Source organism: Pedobacter xixiisoli (assembly GCF_900215335.1).
Lineage (GTDB): Bacteria > Bacteroidota > Bacteroidia > Sphingobacteriales > Sphingobacteriaceae > Pedobacter > Pedobacter xixiisoli.
Genome location: NZ_OCMT01000001.1, coordinates 499,873 through 521,949, shown reverse-complemented (window position 1 = coordinate 521,949; position 22,077 = coordinate 499,873). Strand labels below are relative to the sequence as shown.

Annotated in this window: 19 protein-coding genes; 17 read left to right on the top strand and 2 right to left on the bottom strand. The window is 38.5% G+C overall.

The genetic code is table 11. The features are described 5' to 3' along the window. Window positions 1–128: 128 nt before the first annotated feature. From CRO54_RS02180 to CRO54_RS02150, 8 genes are all read left to right on the top strand, one after another. Window positions 129–377, top strand: a complete 249-nt coding sequence (locus CRO54_RS02180) for a type II toxin-antitoxin system ParD family antitoxin (protein WP_097128182.1) — start codon at window positions 129–131, stop codon at window positions 375–377. Beyond that, complete coding sequence (locus CRO54_RS21315; protein WP_205943940.1) at window positions 377–571, top strand: type II toxin-antitoxin system RelE/ParE family toxin; 195 nt, start codon at window positions 377–379, stop codon at window positions 569–571. Before CRO54_RS02180 ends, CRO54_RS21315 begins: the two co-directional genes overlap by 1 nt. Then, entirely contained in the window at window positions 541–681 is a 141-nt protein-coding gene (locus tag CRO54_RS21680; protein WP_205943954.1) for a type II toxin-antitoxin system RelE/ParE family toxin, read from the top strand. Before CRO54_RS21315 ends, CRO54_RS21680 begins: the two co-directional genes overlap by 31 nt. A gap of 261 nt (window positions 682–942) precedes the next feature. Then, entirely contained in the window at window positions 943–1,776 is an 834-nt protein-coding gene (locus CRO54_RS02170) for a prephenate dehydratase (protein ID WP_097128180.1), read from the top strand. 135 nt (window positions 1,777–1,911) lie between these two features. Beyond that, window positions 1,912–3,054, top strand: coding sequence for a chorismate mutase (locus tag CRO54_RS02165; protein WP_097128177.1), 1,143 nt, complete (start codon window positions 1,912–1,914; stop codon window positions 3,052–3,054). A 201-nt stretch (window positions 3,055–3,255) separates the two neighbouring features. After that, window positions 3,256–4,530 (top strand): 3-phosphoshikimate 1-carboxyvinyltransferase, encoded by a 1,275-nt coding sequence (aroA, locus tag CRO54_RS02160; RefSeq protein ID WP_097128175.1) that lies wholly within the window; start codon window positions 3,256–3,258, stop codon window positions 4,528–4,530. Between the two features lie 90 nt (window positions 4,531–4,620). Continuing rightward, window positions 4,621–5,718 (top strand): chorismate synthase, encoded by a 1,098-nt coding sequence (gene aroC / locus CRO54_RS02155; RefSeq protein WP_097128162.1) that lies wholly within the window; start codon window positions 4,621–4,623, stop codon window positions 5,716–5,718. A 58-nt stretch (window positions 5,719–5,776) separates the two neighbouring features. Further along, window positions 5,777–6,385 (top strand): DUF1684 domain-containing protein, encoded by a 609-nt coding sequence (locus CRO54_RS02150; RefSeq protein ID WP_097128160.1) that lies wholly within the window; start codon window positions 5,777–5,779, stop codon window positions 6,383–6,385. Between the two features lie 58 nt (window positions 6,386–6,443). On the opposite strand, the gene CRO54_RS02145 is transcribed toward CRO54_RS02150, so the two are convergent. Beyond that, window positions 6,444–8,867: an alpha-ketoacid dehydrogenase subunit alpha/beta gene (locus CRO54_RS02145; RefSeq protein ID WP_097128157.1), complete on the bottom strand. Its 2,424-nt coding sequence runs from the start codon at window positions 8,865–8,867 to the stop codon at window positions 6,444–6,446. Window positions 8,868–9,009: 142 nt separating this feature from the next. Between CRO54_RS02145 and CRO54_RS02140 the strand changes: the two genes are divergently transcribed. Further along, window positions 9,010–9,402, top strand: coding sequence for a DUF1573 domain-containing protein (locus CRO54_RS02140; RefSeq protein WP_097128154.1), 393 nt, complete (start codon window positions 9,010–9,012; stop codon window positions 9,400–9,402). A gap of 69 nt (window positions 9,403–9,471) precedes the next feature. Next, the gene (locus CRO54_RS02135) at window positions 9,472–10,668 is read left to right on the top strand and encodes a pyridoxal phosphate-dependent aminotransferase (RefSeq protein WP_097128151.1); all 1,197 of its coding nucleotides are present in this window, start codon (window positions 9,472–9,474) and stop codon (window positions 10,666–10,668) included. Between the two features lie 68 nt (window positions 10,669–10,736). Here CRO54_RS02135 and CRO54_RS02130 read toward each other — a convergent pair whose 3' ends face one another. Beyond that, window positions 10,737–11,366 (bottom strand): DUF4159 domain-containing protein, encoded by a 630-nt coding sequence (locus tag CRO54_RS02130; protein ID WP_097128149.1) that lies wholly within the window; start codon window positions 11,364–11,366, stop codon window positions 10,737–10,739. Between the two features lie 102 nt (window positions 11,367–11,468). Here CRO54_RS02130 and CRO54_RS02125 point away from each other — a divergent pair, with 102 nt between their 5' ends. The 7 genes from CRO54_RS02125 to CRO54_RS02095 all read left to right on the top strand — a co-directional run bounded on the left by CRO54_RS02125 (window position 11,469) and on the right by CRO54_RS02095 (window position 22,061). Continuing rightward, on the top strand, window positions 11,469–12,515 hold the full coding sequence (locus CRO54_RS02125; protein ID WP_097128146.1) for an AAA family ATPase: 1,047 nt from the start codon (window positions 11,469–11,471) through the stop codon (window positions 12,513–12,515). Continuing rightward, window positions 12,515–13,402, top strand: a complete 888-nt coding sequence (locus tag CRO54_RS02120; RefSeq protein ID WP_097128144.1) for a DUF58 domain-containing protein — start codon at window positions 12,515–12,517, stop codon at window positions 13,400–13,402. Before CRO54_RS02125 ends, CRO54_RS02120 begins: the two co-directional genes overlap by 1 nt. Continuing rightward, window positions 13,403–14,785: a BatA domain-containing protein gene (locus CRO54_RS02115; protein ID WP_262710515.1), complete on the top strand. Its 1,383-nt coding sequence runs from the start codon at window positions 13,403–13,405 to the stop codon at window positions 14,783–14,785. Between the two features lies 1 nt (window position 14,786). Beyond that, the gene (locus CRO54_RS02110) at window positions 14,787–16,919 is read left to right on the top strand and encodes a DUF4175 family protein (protein ID WP_097128138.1); all 2,133 of its coding nucleotides are present in this window, start codon (window positions 14,787–14,789) and stop codon (window positions 16,917–16,919) included. Then, a complete protein-coding gene (locus CRO54_RS02105; RefSeq protein WP_097128136.1) occupies window positions 16,919–18,709 on the top strand; it encodes a hypothetical protein in 1,791 nt (596 codons plus the stop codon). The genes CRO54_RS02110 and CRO54_RS02105 overlap by 1 nt, the downstream gene beginning before the upstream one ends. A gap of 398 nt (window positions 18,710–19,107) precedes the next feature. Then, window positions 19,108–20,742, top strand: a complete 1,635-nt coding sequence (locus CRO54_RS02100) for a TldD/PmbA family protein (RefSeq protein WP_097128133.1) — start codon at window positions 19,108–19,110, stop codon at window positions 20,740–20,742. 2 nt (window positions 20,743–20,744) lie between these two features. Continuing rightward, the gene (locus tag CRO54_RS02095; RefSeq protein ID WP_097128131.1) at window positions 20,745–22,061 is read left to right on the top strand and encodes a TldD/PmbA family protein; all 1,317 of its coding nucleotides are present in this window, start codon (window positions 20,745–20,747) and stop codon (window positions 22,059–22,061) included. The last annotated feature ends 16 nt before the right edge of the window (window positions 22,062–22,077 follow it).

Below are 22,077 nucleotides of genomic sequence, written 5' to 3'. Positions count from 1 at the left end.
AAATAATAGGAAGATGTCGTGTGGGGACATCCAACATTAATATTAAGAGTTTAGTAAACGACTACCATTTCAAAAAAAATCTTTTCACTAATACCAATTATTGGTATATTTAAGAAAATATAAAAGCTATGGCAAAGAATACTTCAATATTATTGGGCGATTATTTTGACAATTTTATAAATCAGCAAGTTAAAACAGGAAAATTTTCTTCTGCAAGTGAGGTTGTTAGAGCCGCGTTAAGGTTATTTGAGTATGAAGAAACTAAGAAGGATGAATTAATCAAGGAATTAAAAAAAGGAGAAAAATCTGGTTTTGCAAAAGACTTTAATAGGCAGGCGTTCTTAAAAAACCTTCATCAGAAATATGCCGATAAATAATGAGATACAGAATTAGCGAACAGGCAGCTAGTGATCTTGAAGATATTTGGCTTTATACTTTCGAAACTTGGTCTATAAAACAAGCAGATAAGTATTTCGCTTTACTAATGAACGAAATAGATATGTTTCGGAAAATCCAGAACTTGGAAAAGACTACGATCATATTAGAAAAGGATATTTTAAAAGTTCCGTAGAGTCACATTTCATTTTCTATAAAATCAATAATAAAGATAATGTTGTTGAAATTATCAGAATTTTACATCAGCAAATGGACATCGATGAAAGGCTGTATGATAATCCATAATACCGTTTCGTTATTCGGTTCAAAAACAACAAAATTAAATTCTAACAAATTTATTTTCATTTAGGTATTGACAAATTAAATTTGTTGGTGTACATTTGACACCAGAAGACAAAAAATGAATTTTAACACTACATATTGGTTTGGTTACTTTTACTACTACAGTGAGAGCCAGGACTAATATGCAGAAAAATATATAAGATATTTAAAATGTAAAAAAGGTCCTGGCTAAAAAGTCAGGACCTTTTTTTGTTTAGCACAATTATGAAGACAAAAACGAGGGTAGCCATACAAGGTATCAAAGCATCATTCCACGAAGAAGCAGCTTTTAAGTTTTTCGGTAGAGACATCGAAACTGTTGAATGCAACTCTTTTAAACAGACTTGCGACGTTTTAGATGAAAACAAAGCTGATTATGTGGTAATGGCCATTGAAAATTCTATTGCTGGTAGCTTATTACCTAACTACACACTAATTCGTGAGTATAATTTTGCAGTAGTGGGCGAGGTTTACCTACCTATACAGTTGCACTTGTTAGCTTTACCTGGAGTAAAATTCGAAGATATTAAAGTAGCTACTTCCCACCCTATCGCTATCAGACAATGCGTGGATTTCTTCGAAGAATTCCCTCAAATTCAGGTGGTTGAAGGTAATGATACCGCTGCTTGTGCTAAGAAAATCAAAGATGGTCAACTAAAAGATACCGTAGCCATTGCCAATGCTTTAGCTGCAGAAACGTACGGCCTAGACATCATCGAAAGAAGAATTGAATCTAACAAAAAGAATTTCACTCGTTTCTTAATATTGAGAAAAGATAAAGCAGAAGTAGAAAAAGGAATCAACAAAGCATCTATCTGCTTTCAAGTTGGCCACCACGTTGGGGCTTTGGCTCAAGTACTTCAAATTTTTGCAGAACTGAACGTAAACTTAACAAAAATACAATCTATGCCGGTCCTTGGACGCAGAAACGAATACTACTTTTATGTAGATATCGAATGGAAAAGTATAGAAAACTATGATACCGCCATTAGAAAAGTACTAAAGTTCACGGTGAATTTCAATATCATGGGCGAGTACATTAAGAATGATAAAGTATAGCAGTGGTCAGGTATCAGGAGCTAGGTATCAGTAAAACAAACCGGTTAATCGTTGAAACTGTAAAACTGTTTAACTGACGATTAACCGATTAAAACAAATAACCGATTAAACATTACAAAATAAATATCCTAAAAAATGAAACTAAATTTAAACATCGAGCCTTTAGAAAACTGGCTAACGGCAAACAACCAACCTTTATTAATCTCTGGACCTTGTAGTGCAGAAACTGAAGATCAATTATTAACTACAGCGCATTTATTAGCTGCAACTGGTAAAGTGAGTGTGTTAAGAGCTGGTATCTGGAAACCACGTACTCGTCCAGGAGAGTTTGAAGGTATTGGCAGCATTGGCTTAGAATGGTTAAAACGTGCTAAAGCAGAAACTGGTTTACCTACAGCGGTAGAGGTGGCGAATGCTAAACACGTTGAAGAAGCTTTGGCTGCTGGCGTAGATATCCTTTGGATTGGTGCTCGTTCTACAGTAAACCCTTTTACGGTGCAAGAAATTGCTGATGCTTTGCAAGGACACGATATTCCAGTATTGATCAAAAACCCAGTAAACCCTGATTTACAATTGTGGATTGGAGCTATTGAGCGCATCAACAAAGCTGGTATCACTAAAATTGGTGCTATTCACCGTGGTTTCTCTTCATTCGAAAAATCATCTTTCCGTAACGAACCAATGTGGGAACTTGCTATTCAATTGAAAACACTTTGCCCAGATTTGCCAATCATCAACGATCCGAGTCACATTTGCGGTAACCGTGAGTTAATCCCTTACATTTCTCAAAAAGCGTTAGATTTAGATATGCAAGGCTTAATGATCGAGTCGCACTTAGACCCATCAGTAGCTTGGACAGATGCTAAACAACAGTTAACTCCAGCTGCAGTAAGCGAATTAATGGATCGTTTAACAGTACGTGAACCAGAATCAACTAACGAAGCTTTTGTAGATAAATTAGCTGATTTACGTAAATCAATTGATAAAATCGATGATTTGTTATTGCAAAAATTAGGTGAGCGCATGTCTATCGTAGAGAAAATTGGTGAATACAAACGTGACAACCAAGTAACTGTATTACAAGTTAACCGTTGGGATGAAATCCTTAAAAAAGGAACTGCATTTGCTAAAGCTTTGAAATTAGATGAGCATTTTACTGAGAAATTCTTAGAATTGGTACACGGTGAATCTATCCGTAAGCAAACTGAAATTTTAAACGCTGGCAAAGTTACTCAAGAAGGTATCGCTGCTGAACAACATACTGAAGTAAAGGCTTAGTTTTTAGCAATTACTTATTTTTTAGGATAATAAGCATTGTCTCGGTCGCCCGTCATTTCGAGCGAAGTGCAACGTAGCCGAGAAATCTTTGAACTTTGTAATCGACATTGTAAAAAGATCTCTCCATTTCGCTACGCTTCAGTCGAGATGACGGAAAGACCGAGACAGCTTTAACCTATATCGACCTAATACAACCAAACCATGCATAAAAATGCTATTGTTTCTTTTAAAGGAACACAAAATATACAAGCGGAAATACAACTAACAGGCTCAAAAAGCGAATGCAACAGAGCTCTGATTATCAAATCGTTGAGCAAGAATTTGGTAAAAGTAGAAAATTTATCAAACGCTGCCGACACCGTTACCTTAAACGCTATTCTATCTGATCTAGATACCTATGAAAATGATAGCACTATCGAAAAAACCGTAGATGTAGGCCCTGCTGGCACTGCAATGCGATTTTTATCTGCCTATCTTTCCGCAAAAAATGGAAATTTCCTCTTAACGGGCACCGAGCGCATGAAACAACGCCCTATCGGAATTTTAGCTGATGCGTTAAAACAAATTGGTGCGGATATCAGCTATGCCGAACAAGAAGGATTTCCTCCTTTAACTATCAACGGTCCTTTGGAACAAACAAGTTCACACATCAAAATCAAAGGCGACATCAGCAGCCAGTATATTTCGGCCTTATTAATGTTAGCTCCTACCCTTAAACAAGGGCTGACCTTAGAAATTGTTGGCGAATTAACTTCTAAACCTTATGTAGAAATGACTTTGGCGATGCTAGCTGAATGTGGCATTGCGCATGAGTGGAACGAAAATCTAATTACCATCCAACATCAAGCATTTAAGCCCTCTACCTTAATTGTAGAACCAGATTGGAGCGCTGCTTCTTATTGGTACAGCATTGTAGCTTTGGCAAAAGAAGCCAAAATTAGTCTTCCGCACCTGCGAGATAAAAGCTTGCAAGGCGATAGCCAAATCAAATCCATTATGCAGATTTTCGGCTTGAGTACCACTAAAACCGAAAACGGAATAGCTTTCGAAAAAAACCAAGCGATTAAAGACACCGATAAAGTTTTAGACTTAAAAACTTGCCCAGACTTGGCACAAACCATCGTGGTTGTTGCTGCAGCTTTGGGATTAAATATGGCCTTTACAGGTTTAGAAACCTTAAAAATAAAAGAGACCGACCGTGTAGCTGCATTGCAAAACGAGTTGGCCAAAATTGGCGTGAAGTTAAACGAAGACAACCTAATTTACACCTTAGATTGCGCTGGATTAAACTTTCCAAAGAAGGTAAGTTTTGCTACTTACGAAGACCACCGTATGGCCATGGCTTTTGCTCCTTTGGCACTATTAATTGAGGAATTAGAAATTGAAGACTATAACGTAGTTGAAAAATCTTATCCTTATTTTTGGGAAGACTTGAAGAAAGTGGGGTTTGAAGTGGAGCCCCTCTCTGCCTTGTAGGCATCTCTCCCCAAAAGGGAGAGAAATTAACTATGAGTAGACACAAGAACTTTCAACGTATAACTTAAAACCTACAACTTATAACTTAATATGGCAGGCAACTCATTCGGGCAATTATTTCGCATTACAACTTTTGGTGAATCTCATGGCGTAGCCATTGGTGTTATTTTAGATGGCTGTCCGGCAGGATTAACAATAGATTTAGATTTCATTCAATCGGAACTAGACAAAAGAAAACCTGGTCAATCTAAAATTACCACACAACGTAAGGAAAGTGATACCGTGCAAATCCTCTCAGGAACTTTTGAAGGAAAAAGTACAGGCACACCGATTGCCATGTTAATTCCTAACGAAGACCAACGTAGTAAGGATTATGGGCACAATGTGGATGTTTATCGTCCGAGCCACGCAGATTATGTTTATGATGCTAAATATGGTATCCGAGACCACCGTGGTGGAGGTCGTTCTTCGGCTAGAGAAACCGCAGCTAGAGTAGCGGCAGGTGCAGTGGCAAAACTGTTCTTGAAACATCATGGCATCGATATTTTTGCTCATGTGACCGCTGTTGGCAAGATCAACGCACCTATTTTAGGAAGCGATAACATTACCGAATTACTAGAACTAAGAGAAGCAAATATTGTTCGTTGTGCAGATCCTGCTACTGCCAATGAAATGATAGAATTTATCGACAGTGTGCGCAAGGATGGCGATACCGTTGGCGGTAAAGTTTCTTGCTTGATTAAAGGATGTCCAGCTGGTTTGGGAGAACCTGTGTTTGATAAACTTCATGCTGATTTAGGCAAAGCAATGTTAAGTATTAATGCCGTTCACGGTTTTGAATATGGTTCTGGCTTTGATGGCACTGAATTGAGAGGTTCTGAACATAACGATGTTCCTTTACCAAAATCTCAAGAGGAAAACCAGTTTAAAACGATTACCAATCATGCTGGCGGTATTTTAGGTGGCATTTCTAATGGAATGGACATTAACTTTAAAGTTGGCTTTAAACCTGTGGCTACGATCATGCACAACCAACAAACCATCAACGCAGCTGGCGAAGCTTCGGAAATTAAGGGCAAAGGTCGTCATGATCCTTGTGTGGTTCCGAGAGCAGTGGTGATTGTAGAAGCAATGGCTGCGTTAGTTTTAGCAGACCATTTGTTAAGAAATAGAACGAGCCAAATCTAATTAAAGATAGCTTTATGTCGTACCCGCGAAAAATATTTCGCCCCAACAATACCCTACTATGCGCATACTATTTTTATTACTTTTCTTAGGATTTGGGGCCCAAGCCCAAACTTTCAGCGAAAAAATTGCTACCCATCGTGAGCACTACAAAGCAGATTTTGTAAGCAATGAACATTCGCCTTTAAAGGAAGTAGACTTAAAATATCTTCAATTTTACGATGCTGACAGCAATTACAAAGTAGATGCAAAAGTTACTTTATTAGAAGGAGAGAAAGCTTTCAAAATGCCCACTTACGCCGGTACTACAGCAGATTATATCCGCTATGCGAAGCTAAATTTTGAGTTGAATGGCAAACCTGTTCAATTAACATTATATAGAAACATTGCTTTGGCTGCCAATGCGTCTTATAAAGATTACCTATTCTTACCTTTTACAGACCAAACCAACAACAAAGAAATTTACGGCGGTGGTCGTTATATCGATTTGAAAACCACAGCAATTGTAGATGGCAAAATAGAGTTAGATTTCAACAAAGCTTACAATCCATATTGTGCTTATAGCGATGGCTACCGCTGTCCTATTCCACCTGAGGAAAACGACCTTGCTTTAACTATTAAAGCAGGCGAGAAAAAATACACGGGCGAAAAGAAGAAACGACATAACTAGAATAAACAAAGAAGGGAGCAACAATTGTTGCTCCCTTCTTTGTTTTGGTGGAGATCTATTAATATAATTTCGGGTATCTATCTGGATTTGCCTCATTCATCATGGCGTAAGCAGCCTCAATGATATCATCTACAGATGGCTTAGCAAAATAATCACCATCTGAACCATACGGAGGGCGATGCGCTTTTGCAGCTAAGGTTTGTGGTTTACTGTCCAATAAGTAATATCCTTTCTGTACCTCTAGTATTTGCTGTAAGATATAAGCACTTGCACCACCTGGCACATCTTCATCTACTACCAACAATTTATTTGTTTTCTCTAGCGATTTCGCACACGCCTGGTCTAAATCAAATGGCAACAATGTTTGAACATCAATCACCTCTATTGAAATACCGAAAGCTTCTAGCTCCTCGGCTGCTTCTTCCACCAATCTCAAAGTAGAACCATAGCTCACTACAGTGATATCAGTACCATGTTTAATGATTTCGGCTTTGCCCAAAGGCACTGTGAATTCGCCTACGTTATTAGGTAATTTCTCTTTTAAACGATAGCCGTTTAAGCATTCGATAACCAAAGCTGGCTCATCTGACCTGAAGAGCGTATTGTACATGCCGGCCGCTTGGGTCATGTTACGAGGTACACAAATGTGCATTCCACGTAAGGAACCTAAAATCATCCCCATTGGAGAGCCTGAGTGCCAAATACCTTCTAATCTGTGTCCGCGACTTCTGATAATTAATGGGGCTTTTTGACCTGCTTTTGTACGGTAAGACAAAGTTGCTAAATCATCGCTTAAAACTGTGATGGCATACAACAGGTAATCTAAATATTGGATCTCTGCAATTGGACGCAAACCCCTCATTGCCAAACCAATACCCTGACCAACAATAGTAGATTCTCTAATACCAGTATCGCTTATTCTTATTTCACCATATTTTGCCTGCAAACCAGCAAAACCTTGGTTCACATCCCCTATTGCTCCCAAATCTTCGCCAAAAGCAACCAATCTGGCATCTCTAGCAAAATTAGCATCAAAACAAGCGTTCAAAATTTCACGACCATCCAACATTTTAGCTTGCTCGTTATATTCTGCTGCAATTTGAGGTGTATTAAATGGACTTTCTATCCCGTCTGTAAATAACTTAGAATTATATAGTTCGGCGTAAAAGTCGGTTTTAGCTTCGTACCATTTAATCAGTACTTCTCTATCTTCAGAAGGAGATTTCACGCTTTGCCTAATCGCTTTTCTAGCTGCAGAAACTACTTCTTTACGAAGCGCATCGTGAGTTGAAGCCAATTGAGCCGCAATTTTACTTAGAGAAGGGTTGCCATTCGCCATATTATTAATCATACGGACTACATCTGCCTGCTCTTGCTTAATGGTATCTAAAAACTCGTTCCAAGCTTCTCTCTGTACCTCTCGTACATATTTTTTAGCTGCCTCTTCTACGCCATCTAATTGTTCTTTAGTTGCAATTGCCGATTCAATCATCCAATCACGCATCTTTACGATACAATCGTGTTCTTTCTCCCAAGCTAGACGATCTTTGCCTTTGTAACGCTCGTGAGAACCGGAAGTAGAATGCCCCTGAGGCTGCGTAACTTCCGTAACATGTATTAAGACAGGCACATGTTCGTTTCTACAAACTTCAATAGCTTTTAGATAGGTTTCGCATAAAGCGGGATAATCCCAACCTCTCACCTTGAAAATTTCGTAGCCATTGGTCCCTTCTTCACGTTGAAAACCTTTAAGGATTTCAGAAATATTTTCCTTCGTAGTTTGATATCTAGCGGGCACTGATATTCCATAAGCATCATCCCAAACGGAGATAGCCATAGGTACCTGCAATACTCCAGCGGCATTAAAAGCTTCGAAAAATACACCTTCAGAAGTAGAGGCATTGCCGATGGTTCCAAAAGCAACCTCATTACCGTTAACAGAAAAGTTTTTCAGGTAATCCAGCTCTTTATTCTGCTTGTATAATTTAGAAGCATAAGCCAAGCCTACCAAACGAGCCATCTGTCCACCTGTGGTAGAAATATCTGCTGAACTATTCTTTACTTCTGTCAAATTTCTCCAAGTACCATCATCATTTAATGACCTTGTAGAAAAATGGCTATTCATCTGTCTTCCAGCCGATGCAGGTTCTGCATTCACATCTGGATTAGCATATAATTGTGCAAAAAATTCCTTAATGGTAGATATGCCTGTGGCAAAAGCAAAAGTTTGGTCTCTATAGTATCCAGCACGCCAATCGCCCTTTTTAAAAACCTTGGCCATGGCTAACTGTGGTACTTCTTTCCCATCTCCAAATATTCCGAATTTGGCTTTGCCCGTAAGCACCTCTTTACGGCCTAATAAACTCGCCTGTCGGCTCTCTACAGCAATTCTGTAATCGTCTATTACTATGGCTTTAAAGTCATCAAAACTTAGTTCTGAAGCATCAATCTCGTTGGTAACAACTTTCTCGGCTGATCTCATAAGCTACAAGTTGGTTAAGTCGCAAAGATACAATTCTTTCTAACTTTGACTTACGAAAGCAGGCAAATAATATTTGGAATACTTTTTGTTTTAACTTATAAAACACTAAATTTGTTTATACACTAAACTAATAACAACGCACATGAAAAAGTTATTTTTATTACTAGTAACTGTAGTTGGATTGGGGCTTGCGGCTAACGCACAAGCAAAGCCTGCTGAATTTAAATTTGAGACTGAAACTCACGACTTTGGAAAAATTAAATTGGACCAAGCAGTGAGCTACACTTTCAATTTCACCAACGAAGGAGACTCGCCATTGATCATTTCTAAGGTAGAGCCAACTTGCGGTTGTACTGTAGGAGAATACACACAAACTCCTGTTAAAAAAGGGGAAAAAGGTTTCATAAAAGTTACAGTAAAGAAATCGGGTTCACCACTTCCTTTTAACATGGCAGTAACAGTAAGTTCAAATGCTAGAACTACCACAAAGGTGCTTTACCTTAAAGGAGAAACTGTAGCAAATGCGACCAAATAGGTAGTAGTTACTTATTAATATTTTTTGGAGAACCTCGTTATTACAACGGGGTTTTCTTATTTTTGCCCCATGCCAAAGATATCAGAAAAGGGGCTCCAAATGCCCGCTTCACCCATTAGAAAACTTACTCCATTTGCCGATAAAGCTAAAACTGAAGGCAAAAAAGTATATCATTTAAATATCGGTCAGCCAGATATTGAAACTCCAGAAGGAATGTTAAACGCCATCAAAAACATTGATTTTAATGTTTGGGCATATACCCCATCTGAAGGAACTTTGGCCTACAGAACAAAACTAACCGAGTACTACAACAAGCTTGGGTATAACATTACTCCAGAAAACATCTTGGTCACCGTTGGCGGTTCTGAAGCTATCACTATCGCGATGCAAACTTGTGTAAACGAAGGTGATGAGATTATTATCCCAGAACCTTTCTACGCCAATTATAACGGTTTTGCTTGTATGAGCAATGTGGTGGTTAAACCTATTTTATCTTACATTGAAAATGGTTTTGCCCTGCCTCCAATTGCAGAATTTGAAAAGTTAATTACAGAGAAAACCAAAGCGATTATCATCTGTAATCCGAACAACCCAACGGGTTATTTATATTCTAGGGAAGAGCTGGAAGCATTGAAAGCACTTTGCGTGAAATACGATTTATTCCTTTTCTCTGATGAAGCTTATCGTGAGTTTTGCTACGATGGTCGTGAGTTTATCTCGCCAATGCACTTAGAGGGATTAGACGAAAACGTAGTGATTATGGATACTGTTTCTAAACGCTATAGTGCTTGTGGCGCTCGTTTAGGCTGTTTAATTACTAAGAACAAAGAGGTAATTGCTTCAGGATTAAAGTTTGCACAAGCTCGTTTAAGCCCAGGTATGGTAGAACAAATTGCTGGTGCAGCTGCTGTGGATACTCCAGATAGCTATTTCGAAACAGTAAATAAAGAATATACCTTACGTAGAGATACTTTGGTAAACAGATTAAACAACATCGATGGGGTTTTCTGTCCTAACCCAGGTGGTGCTTTTTATGTAGTAGCTAAGTTCCCTATTGATGATGCAGACAAATTCTGTCAGTGGATTTTAGAAAGCTTTGAGCATAATAACGCTACAGTAATGATGGCCCCTGCGACAGGTTTCTATTCGTCGGCAGGTTCTGGTAAAAACGAGGTGCGTATGGCTTACGTACTTAATGTTGATGATTTAAATGCGGCTATGGATTGTTTAGCATTAGCGTTAAAACAATATCCTGGGAAAATCTAGTGTCTAGGAATTAGTGGTTAGGTATTAGTAAAATCAAAAACTAATACCTAACTCCTTATCACTAATGCCTAAGCATTCACCCCCATTGCATAAAGGACAATATTAACAGCAAATTTAGTATTGTCCTCTGCTAAGAAACGTTTGTTCCGAAAATCATAATCCCATTCGCAACCATAATCTTTGTTACTGTACAATACGCCTATTCTTCCGTTAATGATAATTGCTTTGAGATAGTCGTGCACCAAATCATCTCCCCAACCATTTAGTTCAAAAGAAGTAGTAGGTGGTCCTTTTTCAAACTTGAAGAAAGCATTATATAAAGGATGATTATTAGGGATTTTCTTTAATGCCCCAGCGCCAAACAAACTGGCCATCTGCGTTTCAAAAGAACGGGCGAATAAACCATCTATGTCGTGATTGCAGTCATCAACAAATACAAAACCTCCATTTTTCACGAAAGCTTTAAAATTAGCAGCTTCCTGTTGATTAAATTGAACCAATTTATGTCCACTTAAATAGCAAAAAGGATATTTAAAAATATCTGGGCTACTTAATTCAATGATTTTCTCTTCAGGTTCTAATGGAATGGTCGTGTACTCCAATAGCGAGTTCAGCACATTTGCGGGCATACGTTGGTCCGTATCCCAATCTCCAGAAGTATATTTTATTCTCGCAAAAGTAAATTTAGCCGCTCGCATCCATCTAAATTACACTCATTTCATTTAAAATCCTGTTTTAACAAGGCCTAATGTTGTAATTTTTTTGATATTCTTTAAAAGCACTTTATTTTTCAATTAGATATGCGCTATATTGAAGCATCAATTACTAACCTAAAAAGATTTCGTCGTTTGGAAAATACAGAAAACAACCTAAATAGCTTAATACAGAAAATCTCGTCTTTAAAAAGTGAAATTCAGAAAGTAATTGTTGGACAAGACAGCGTTATCGAAGAAATGCTGATTGCTTTAATGGCTGGCGGGCATTGCTTGATAGAAGGCGTACCTGGACTTGCAAAAACATTGATGGTTCGTACCATGTCTCAAGCGCTGGACCTTTCGTTCAGAAGGATACAATTTACTCCTGATTTAATGCCATCTGACATTATTGGAACTGAAATTTTAGAAGAAGACCATACTACGGGTAAACGTTTCTTCAAGTTTAACAAAGGTCCTTTGTTTGGCAACATCATCTTAGCCGACGAAATCAACAGGACACCACCGAAAACCCAAGCAGCTTTGCTAGAAGCCATGCAAGAGTTTGAAGTCACCTATGCTGGACAAACCTATCCGCTAGACCGCCCATTTTTTATTTTGGCAACCCAAAATCCTATTGAACAGGCTGGCACCTACCCTCTTCCAGAGGCACAGTTAGACCGTTTCTTATTATACATCAAAATTGGCTATCCTAGCGCAGCTGAAGAAACACGTATTTTAAGCAGTACCACTGGTGCTACCAAACCTAAGGTAAATGCCATTATCGGAGCTAAAGAAATTCAAGAACTACAAAAATTAACTTTGCAGGTTAGCGTAAGTGAAGACTTAGTAACCTATACTAGCGAACTGATTAGAGCCACTAGACCAGACACATCTAGCGTACCATATATTAAAGAATGGGTACGTTGGGGAGCGGGACCAAGAGCCGGACAAGCAATAATTTTGACTGCTAAAGCCAGAGCTTTGTTTAAAGGCAGATACGCTGTAACGCTCGAAGATTTGCAAACCATGGCCTATCCAGTGTTAAGACATAGGATATTGATGAACTTTAAAGCTGAAGCTGAAAATGTGACTGCTGATGATGCTACTACAGAACTTTTAAAAACCATTTCTAGACCTAAAAACAGTCTGTAATGAGTAAACTGCTAGACCCCAAAATACTACTTTCGATCAAGCAACTTTCGTTGGCGGCCAAAACCACTGTTAATGGTTTTATGAACGGCATCAATAAAAGCAATGTGAAAGGGGCTGGTATGGAGTTTAGTCAGTACAGAAGTTACCAACCTGGCGACGATTTACGTTCGTTAGATTGGAAAATGTTTGCTCGGTCAGATCGATATTACATCAGAGAATCGGAAGTAGAAACAAACATTTCGCTACGTTTATTGATAGATGCAAGTGCTTCGATGAACCACAGCGATGGAAACTTGACCAAAATCAATTATGCGAAATATGTAGCCGCATCTTTGGCGTATTTAGCCAATTTGCAAGGCGATGCAGTAGGGCTGTACGTTTTTAAAGAAGCTGAGTTGTTTGTGATGAACACTCGTCAAGATTTCCAACATTTATCCAGATTGTTTCATCAGTTAGAAAGCATTGAAGCTAATGGTTCTTTTACCAATCCAATTGGCTATAAGGAGATTTTTAGTGGCGGCCAAAAAAAAGAATTACTGGTTTTCATCACTGATTTTTACCAAGCCGACCAAGAGTTAATCCAACTACTAGATACTTTATTGGCATTGAAACATGAAATCATCGTTTTTCAATTGTTAGCGGAGAATGAACTTAAACTTGATTTCAAAGGTTACACCACTTTTGAAGATTTGGAGACCAAGCAAACCATTCAAATTGACCAAGGTGCCGTTAGAACTAGTTATCAGCAAAAAATGGATACTCATTTAGCAAATATCAAAACTCAAATGCTGGACAGGAAAATTTACTACCGAACGCTCACCACCAACCAGCCTATTGACCAAGCATTACGAGATTTTTTAAAACAACGTCATAAAGTAAATAATTAGGTGCAGTTCCTCTATCCCATCAGCTTTATGGCATTGGCAAGTTTAGTGTTGCCAATCCTCATCCATCTTTGGCGTGTAAAACAAGGTAAAACGCTAAAAATTGGAAGCATATCCTTATTGGGCGAAAGTGCGGCTGCTAGCTCTAGAAACTTAAAAATAAGCCAATGGCTGTTATTTGTATTACGCTGTTTGTTTTTCATCCTATTAGCAATATTAATTGCCAAGCCTTATCTAAAAGGAAAAACATTAACGCAAAATAAAGCGGGATGGATTTTGTTAGATGAACGAAACTTGAAACCGATTTACCTCAGCCATCAAAAAAAGATAGATTCTTTACTGAAAAAAGGCTATCAGTTGAGGCATTTCGGGAAGGGTTTTAAACGTTTGGATTGGAAAGATACGGTTAATACAAATCTCGTTAATGACGCTATAGTATCGCCGTTAAATTATACCTCGCTATTGAAGCAAGCTAACCACAGTTTGCCCAATCGCTTTCCAATTTGGGTTTTTGCACCCAAATATACTGCACAACTGGATGATGTACTCCCAACATTGCATTTAGCTATTCATTGGCAGTCACTACCGCTGGCAGATACTTCTAATGTAAAGCATACACAGCTTTTAGGCAAAACTTATCAAGCTGCAATTCAAGGAAATGCCATTACTTATAGTTTAGCGAATACTCAAGACAATACACCACTCAACGTAATGGTTTTTCCTGCAAATACAGAAGATGCCAAATATGTAAAAGCTGCGCTATCTGCCATCGGAAGCTACCTCAACCAACCTATTAAATTCTATAACAGCGTAGAAAGCAAAGAATTGGATGCTATATTTTGGTTGAGTGCTACTTCAGTTCCTAAGGAAACCAGCAACAGTTTAAAAACCGATGGGGTATTGTTAAAGTATGCAAACAGCAACTCCATTAAAAACACCAGTACGCTTATCATAAATGGAAATGAATCCGAAGAATATCCTGTGTTAAAAATACGTAATGTCATCAAAGTAGACACCAAAGCTGAAACGATATGGAAAGATGGTTATGGCCAGCCAGTTTTAACCGCAGAGCAACAAAACGAACGTCATAACTATACGCTATATACGCAGTTTAATCCTCAATGGACAGACTTGGTTTGGAGAGATAATTTTCCTCAAGCGTTAATGCCAATCCTTTACCATCAAAAACCGACAGCATTCGCATTTCAACAGATACAACAAATTGACAGCAAGCAACCTATCGCTGTGTTTGAAGATACGAAACAAAACAAAACAAGGTACGCCGCCGACAAACCATTGGATCAAATGATTTGGGTTTTGGCTTTTATTGTTCTTGCGGTAGAGCGCTTACTTAATTTCAGAACCAAAAAATTAAAAGTGGATTAAGATGCAGGGACAGCGTTATATTAAGCAGTTGAAGTATAAATGGATAGCAATTTACCTTATCCAAGGATTTGCCGTATCCTTAGGCTTTTCGCTATTGATTAACAGCATATCTACTCATTTCTTCCAACCTAATTACGGAATCGCTTTATTGGCATTTTTCTTAGCTGCATTGGTATTTCTCACTATTCGTCCAGTTTGGAAAATTGACGATGCTTGGGTGGCTAGATATTTAGATACCCATTTTCCAATACTTGAAGACAGTGCCAGTCTACTTTTAAGAAATCCAGCAGAATTATCGCAGTTAGCGCAGCTACAAGCCAACAAAACTCTTTCCTTACTACCCCAAAAAGAAACAACAAAGGGAGCTACAAAAAAAGTCACCTTAGGTTTTGTTTGCTTAGCTTTGGGATTGCTAAGCACGTTTGCTTTAGGAAAACTCAAAAAGATTGACAAAGAAACTATTTCTGTTGAGCATCATCAAAATCCCACTATTGCTATACCAGAAAATATCGCTCCTCAAATTGCGGATTATTCCATTACGATACAAGCTCCCACTTACACTGCAAAACCTGCTAGAAGCCAAAAACAGTTTGCGCTAAAAGTGGAAATTGGAGGCACCGTAAAATGGACCATCAGCACCAACAAAAGTCTTCAATCTTTTGAAGTGATTTTCAATGATAAAGAACGTATAAAATTAAAGCCAACAGATAAAAGCGCTACGCAATGGAATTTCTCTAGAAAAATAGACAAATCTGGCTTTTATCAATTAGAAATTGAGGGCACGAAATCAGATTTATACCAAATAGAATTGATACCAGACCATCCTGTAAATATTAAAATTATACAGCCAAAACCACAAACAACCATAGATATTGGGCAAGCTGCAAAAATAGATTTAAGTGCAATTTTAACTGACGATTACGGAATTGCAGCGGCCTTTATCTCTGCAACGATGGCCAGTGGAAAAGGAGAAAGCGTGAGTTTTACCGAAAATAAATTAAGTTTTGAAACTAACATCCGCAACCAAAGAAGCTTGAACCTCAAAAAACACATCAACCTTAAAAGCTTAGGTATGAAACCTGGAGACGAACTCTATTTCTTCATTCAGGCGAAGGATAACAAAGGGCAAGAAAGTCGTTCGGATGTATATAGTGTTTCCATAGTAGATACCGCAGAGCTAATGAGCATGGCCGGAATGACTTCTGGTGTAAACTTAGTGCCTGAATACTTTAGAAGTCAGCGGCAGATTATTTTAGATACGGAGAAATTACTTGCTGAAAAAGCCAGTCTAACGCAAGATGAATTTAAAAAGCGCAGTAATAATTTAGGTGTAGACCAAAAGCTGTTAAGGTTGCGCTACGGTCAGTTTTTGGGAGAAGAAAACGAAACACAAATTGGTGGCGACGATGAACACCACGCTGATGATGGTCATGACCACGGCAGCCATAAAAAGGAAGAGGAAAAGTTTGGCGATGTAAAGGCTTTGATGGATAAATATGCTCACAAACATGACATTGCAGAAGATGCTACTTTCTTTGAACCAGAGATTAAAGCACAACTAAAAGCGGTATTGAACGAAATGTGGAAGGCAGAATTAAACCTCCGCACTTACAAACCTCAGGAAGCACTCCCTTTTGAGTACAAAGCGTTACGTTTGTTAAAAGACTTGCAGCAGAAATCTAGGGCTTATGTTGCTAAAACCACCATCAAAACCACAGCATTAAAATTCGAAAAACGCTTGACTGGCGAGCTCGAAAAAATTACGAACCCAAGTACAAAGTCGCAATTTGAGCTTACAGACCGTAACAGAGAAGAATTGAAAGTACTTTTAGCCTTATTGGATTTACATCAGAATGGAAAATCGTTCAACACTAACGAAAAAGCCTTATTACAAACTGGAGAAAAGCAAATCATTGCCGCTGCCGCCAGTAAACCTGCTAGCTTTTTAGCAGCACTCAATAGCCTTCGAAGACTAAACAGCCAAGCAAAACCACAAAAAAGAGATATAGAAACAGTGTCAAATGCTATCTATCGCATTATTGGTAAAGCTGCAGCACAACCTCAAGCTAAAAATGCAGGGTCGAGCAAGCAGCTATCAGCTAATTATTTCAACAATTTAAAAAATGGGAATTGATGGAAATGGGATTTAACGTTTGGATAATTATCGCATCTTTAATACTGCTTTGTAGCTGTATCTATTTCGAAGTTAAAAGAAAAAACAAGCATTGGTTAGCAGCGAGAATAGTAAGCACTATTTTATTGATAAGCAGTTTAGTTTTGATGGCTATTCCGACATTTCATCAACATAAAGAAGTACAAAATAAAAATGCCTTAACAGTTATTACCGCTGGTGCAAACTTGGATAGCCTATCCAAAATTCAAGGCAAGAAATACTATACCGACCCTTCCTTACATCAAAACCTAAAAGGAAAAGCTAATTACATTCCCGATTTAGCCTATCATTTAGCCGAAAATCCGGCAATTAACTCACTTCAAGTCTATGGCTACGGACTACCAAACGAAGAACTTAAAAAGCTAAAAGGTATTCCTTTGAACTTCCATCCTGCTGCTACACTAAGTGGTTTAATTGCCTGCAACTGGAATGGCTCGTTGAAACAAGAAGAAGTGTTAACAGTGCAAGGGTTTTATCAGAACAACACTTCAAAGGCAATATTATTGAAACTAGAAGGCTTCGGCACTACATTAGATTCTGTAAGTATTGCAGCAAATGCTCATCACGAGTTTAGTTTAAAGCACCAAATTAGACAGAACGGAAAAGCTTTGCTACAACTCATCGGACTAACCGGAAAAGACACTCTTACCAAAGAATTTTTACCCATACAATCATTTGCCAAAACGTCTGTTAAAGCAGTTATGCTCACTTCATTTCCGAGCTTCGAATATAAATTTTTAAAGAATTGGCTTTATGAGCAGCGATATCCAGTGGCATTTAGAAGTCGGATAAGTAAAGATAAATTCAGTACTGATTTCTTGAACAGAGATAGTTTGAGTTTAGCGAATATTTCTGCTAACCAATTACAAAAGGAAGATGTGCTGATGATAGACCAGAACGAGTTTGAAAATATATCATCTAGCACAAGACAAACATTAATGCAAGCGGTAGGAAAAGGCTTGGGGCTAATGATCTGGGTAGATGAACCCAATCCTAATGGAGCCTTACAGAAAAGAATCAATCAAGTTGAAAATCTGAAAGATGATAAAGTACTCCACTTAAACATAGTGGACAAACAAGAACGCTTATCAGATTTAAGTACGAGTTTGAAATGGCACTTAAATCCTCAAAAAGGACAGCAGGCTTTAATCAACAACCAAAACCAAACCGTTGCCTTACAAGAACTTTATGGTTTGGGGAGGATTGTTTACACCACTTTACAAAACAGTCATCAATGGTTGTTGAACGGACACCAAGAAGATTACGCGAATTATTGGACTGCACTTATTAATGCCGTTGCCCGAAAAAAACATACCGCTATCAGCTTAAATGCAAGTGACTCCTTTCCAACAATTAATGAAAAACTAAGCTTAAACATAACTACAGAGGGTACAAATGCCCCAGCGGTTAAATACCAAGCCGAACGTTTAACAGTGAATCAAAACCTACTATATCCAAATCATTGGGAAGTACAAGTTTGGTCATTAACATCAGGATGGCAAAGCATTCAAATCAATAAAACGGCTAAAGATTTTTATGTATTTGAAAAGCAAGCTTGGAAAAGCATCAAACTTTCGCAAACCATTCAAAATAATCTAGCTTACAGCAGAAAAACGAACATTGAAGCTATTAAAGCTTCTACAAACGAAATTACTTACCGAAAAGAGGTTTCCAAATGGTGGTTTTTCCCCATCTTAATTTTATCGGCAAGCTTCCTATGGTTCGAAAAACGGCACTATGCGAAGAGCTAAATTTTATTGGTAATCGTGAAATTCGGAGGATGCGACAGATGTTTAGGATTGATTTAAACACAAAGACACGAAGACCACAAAGGCTTCTTCTAAGCTTCTTCTTTTTTATAAGCTGGTGTCTTAGAATTTCTAAATATATCAGTTGGCGGGAACGCCAACCAGGGATTTGCTGACGTTGGCATCCCCACCAACGTTTATAGAAAACTTGATATTCCGAACACTTCTAATCTTAAATCTTGTAAAATTTATGCCAAGTCAATCAAATCAGCCTTTTTTAAGGCCTTATATCATCACCCGCCTATAAATTTCAGATTGAAACTAAAATGTTATATAATTTTGCGGGTTTTATCTAAACCTTTAACTAATTTGTCTTATTAACTAACTTAAACCAAACCGCTTTGAAAAGAAAAGACTTCCTTTACCTGTCCGGAATGGGAATGAGTGCTTTACTTTTGCCAGATTTATCGGCTTATGGCAATCCGATAGACCCGCTGCAAGCACTTGACCGTGTAGACCCCAAAATTAAAAAAGAACTGGCCGATGCAGCCCTAAACGCTGCCAAATCTAAAGGTGCAACTTATGCTGATGTCCGTATTGGGCGTTACTTGAACCAATTTGTTGCCACTAGAGAGAAAAGAGTACAAGGCGTAGCCAATACCGAATCTTATGGTGTAGGTATCCGAGTAATTGTAAACGGATGTTGGGGCTTTGCAGCTACCAACCAAGTTACCAAAGATGGTATCGCAAAAGCTGCAGAACAAGCTGTTGCTGTAGCTAAAGCTAATTCCAAAATCCAAGGAGAACCTGTACAATTGGCTCCTCAGAAAGGATACGGCGAAGTTTCGTGGAAAACGCCTATCGAAATCAACTCGTTTGAAGTTCCCGTAAAAGAAAAGGTAGATTTACTACTCAACGTGAATGATATCGCCATGCAAAATGGGGCTAGCTTCGTGAATTCGGCGATTTTCGCTGTAAATGAACAAAAGTACTTCGCTTCCACAGACGGTTCATATATCGATCAAGATGTACACCGCATCTACCCTACTTTCAATGTAACGAGAATAGATAGAACTTCTGGCCAATTCAAAACCAGAAATGCTTTGAGTTCTCCTATGGGTAAAGGCTACGAGTATATGCATGCTCGTCCAGAAGATAAAGTTTCGGGCATCGTAACTCGCTACAAAGGCCGTTACGATATGCTGGAAGATGTGAAAGAAGCTGCAAAAGTGGCGTCAGAAAAAATCACTGCTAAATCTGTAGAGCCTGGAAAATACGACTTGGTATTAGACCCATCGCACTTATGGTTAACCATACACGAATCGGTTGGACACCCCACAGAACTAGACCGCGTATTAGGTTATGAAGCCAATTATGCAGGAACAAGTTTCCTTACACTAGATAAATGGCAATCTAAAAACTTCAAGTTCGGTAGTGATAAAGTAAACTTAGTGGCCGATAAAACACAAGTTGGCTCATTAGGTGCCGTAGGTTATGATGATGAAGGGGTGAAATGCAAGAAGTGGGATTTAATCAAAGATGGCGTTTTAGTAAACTATCAAACCATCAGAGACCAAGCCCATATTATTGGTGAAAAGGAATCTCAAGGTTGCTGCTATGCACAAGGTTGGGATGATGTCCAATTTCAACGCATGCCTAACGTATCGTTACAAGCAGGAAAGACCAAGTTGAGCGTAGATGACATGATTAAAAATGTAGAAAAGGGAATTTACATTGTGGGAGATGGTAGTTTTTCTATCGACCAACAGCGTTACAATTTCCAATTCGGCGGACAAATTTTTTACGAAATCAAACAAGGAAAAATTGTGGGTATGTTAAACGATGTGGCTTACCAAGCTAATACACAAGAGTTCTGGAATTCTTGTACAGATATCTGCGATGAAAGCGATTATCGTTTAGGAGGTTCATTTAATGATGGAAAAGGACAGCCATCACAAAGTAGCGCCGTATCTCACGGCAGTGCTACTACCCGATTTAATGGAGTTAATGTTATTAATACAGCAAGAAAAATATAATTATGGCCATATTAAGTAAAGAAGAAGCGCAGGCAATTCTAAAAAAGGTACTTAGCTATTCTAAAGCAGATGCGTGCGAAGTAAGTTTAAATGGTTCTGATGAAGGAAATATTCGATATGCCCGTAATGCTGTTTCTACAGCCGGACAAATTGATGTAATGAGTTTGGGCGTAAGTTCTACTTTTGGTAAAAAGACAGGAACTGCTACCATCAATGAATTTGATGATGCTTCTCTAAAAAAAGTAGTAGAAAGAGCTGAAGAATTAGCTAAGCTGGCGCCTGAAAATCCTGAGTACATGCCACCTTTGGGTCCGCAAACTTTTTCAGAATCCTTGACCTATAATGCCAAAACTGCCGCCATGAATCCTGATACCAGGGCAGAAATGGTAGCTAAAAGCTTAAGTGTATCTAAAGGAGCAAAATTGGAAGCAGCTGGTTTCTTAGTCAATGCTAACCGTTTCAGTTCTATCATGAACTCTAAAGGCTTATTTGCCTACAACAAAAGCACCAACGTTTCTTTCTCGGTAACCATGCGTAACCAGCAAGGAACAGGTTCTGGCTACGTAGAGCAAGATTTCAACAATCTTGATAAAATGGACACCTTAGCGCTAAGTAAAATCGCCGCTTCAAAAGCAAATGGCTCGGCTGGTGCTAAAGCTATTGAACCAGGCAAGTACACCGTAATTTTAGAACCTTTGGCAGCTAGTGATATGCTGGGCAATATGTTCAGAGGTTTTGATGCTCGTAGTGCCGACGAAGGTCGTAGTTTCATGAGCAAGAAAGGTGGAGGAACCCGTTTAGGCGAACAGCTTTTCTCTGAAAACGTCAATATCTATTCTGACCCGCTAAATCCAGAAGTACCAGGTTCTACTTGGAGTGGCGACGGATTGCCAGTTACCAAAACACAATGGGTGCAGAATGGTGTAGTGAAAAATCTTTCTTACTCAAGATATTGGGCATCACAGAAAAATACACAGCCCCTACCTTTTAGCAGAAGCATTGTGATGGAGGGTGGCAACCAATCTTTAGAAGATTTGATTAAAAGCACTGAAAAAGGAATTCTAGTAACCCGTTTTTGGTACATCCGTATGGTTGATCCTCAAACTTTACTACTTACTGGACTTACTCGTGACGGTACTTTCTATATCGAAAATGGTGAGATTAAATTCCCTATCAAAAACTTCAGGTTTAACGAAAGTCCGGTGATCATGTTAAACAATGTAGAAGCCTTAGGTAAACCTGTACGTACAGGAAGTGGCTTAATTCCACCGATGAAAATTCGTGACTTCACGTTCTCATCATTATCTGATGCGATTTAATATTTAATCTGTCACG